The sequence below is a fragment of the Helicobacter didelphidarum genome (assembly GCF_003364195.1).
GTDB classification, from domain to species: Bacteria; Campylobacterota; Campylobacteria; order Campylobacterales; family Helicobacteraceae; genus Helicobacter_A; species Helicobacter_A didelphidarum.
The window spans coordinates 1-1,384 of sequence record NZ_NXLQ01000130.1; the positions used below are offsets into that span (position 1 = coordinate 1).

General features: G+C 33.3%; 2 protein-coding genes and 1 pseudogene. All 3 read left to right on the top strand.

Going from position 1 to position 1,384, the window contains the following annotated elements:
- Positions 1-283, top strand: a 283-nt coding sequence (locus tag CQA53_RS11420; protein WP_147290057.1) for a YkgJ family cysteine cluster protein, incomplete at its 5' end; no start/stop codon positions are given.
- 83 nt (positions 284-366) lie between these two features.
- On the top strand, positions 367-642 hold the full coding sequence (locus CQA53_RS11425; RefSeq protein WP_115544019.1) for a hypothetical protein: 276 nt from the start codon (positions 367-369) through the stop codon (positions 640-642).
- A gap of 98 nt (positions 643-740) precedes the next feature.
- Positions 741-1,384 (top strand): annotated as a pseudogene (locus CQA53_RS11430) (hypothetical protein); the annotation flags it as partial.

A 1,384-nucleotide genomic window follows, 5' to 3' on the forward strand; every position in this document is an offset into this window, starting at 1 on the left:
TCCTTGCACGAGCTGTGGGGAATGCTGCAAACATATCACGCATATTGAAGCATTAAGTGATTTTGATATGGGTAATGGAATCTGTAAATTCTTAGATATACACACAAATCAATGTCTCATTTATGAGACTAGACCTGAAATATGTAAGATAGATGTAATGTATGAAAATTATTTTCGTGCAACATATACTAAAAAAAGATTTTATGAACTCAATGCAAATGCTTGCAATCTCATGCAAGAAAAAGCAAATATACATTCTCAATATAGGGTGCATATACAATAAGGCAAATGAAGGACTTTGAGAATCATAAAGCAAAAGAGTCTTTCATTTGCCTTAGGCATATATTTTAACTTAAAGGAGGCATTATGCCATTACCATTGATACCAGCGTTACTTGCTCTAGGAGGAGGACTTTTGGCTCTCGGTGTGATAGCGACATTAGCAGGTTTTTTTGATGCTGTAGATGAAATGAAAAAAGAAATGGGAGCAAAGGATGCTATTATTGCCAAGAAGCGGAAGAAGGGAGATTACAATGTAATAGACGCTGGTTTGCGTAATAGTAAAGGTAAAACTATCATATCTAGAAGTTTGGAAGTAAGTGATGATGTAGCAAGAGAACTTCGTGTAGGGCAAGTATGCTAAATACAGCACATGAGGAATCTATCAAAAGATTTAAAGCATTGAGGATATTATAGATTCTACAATCTATGATGAAAAGAAGAGAGAAAGGATTATATGTAATGAAAAAAGAGATACAATATGAAGTAGAATTTGTAGATGATGGTGTATTCTCTCGCTTAGGGAAAAATCCAGATTCTATAAATGAAATCTGCAAGGAATTTCGTGATAATATAAAGAATATTTTGGGACGCGATGATTATGATTTTAGAGATGTGAAGCATATTGCTTTTTTTGTTATTTTTAGAAAAAATGGAAAAAATGAAGTCTTTATACAACATAAGAAAAACTTTCATCATGAAGAAGAAGTCAGCATTTCTCTCATACGCTCCCGCCTTCATCCTAAGATTAAGAAATTTTTAGAATCTCTTCATGAAAATGCAGATTCTATACAAGCGGATTTTTACCTTGTATTTGATGAATCCATACAAGATGTCTATAAAGAGCTAGGGGGTAAAGAATCTGAAAGAGAATCTAATAATGCAAATAAAGAAAACTCACAAACAAACGAAGAGAAAGATTCTACAATAGAAATCAAGCAATTACAACCTAACATCCCAAATGAAAAAAAAGAAAATACTACAATAACACTCGATTTAGCCCCGCAGACTCCTCGCTTCAAAATGGAGCAAATCCAGCTTGATAAAAAGACAAGAAAGGCATTGCAAGAGTGCATTACACTTGTGAAAAAGCAACCACTTATATA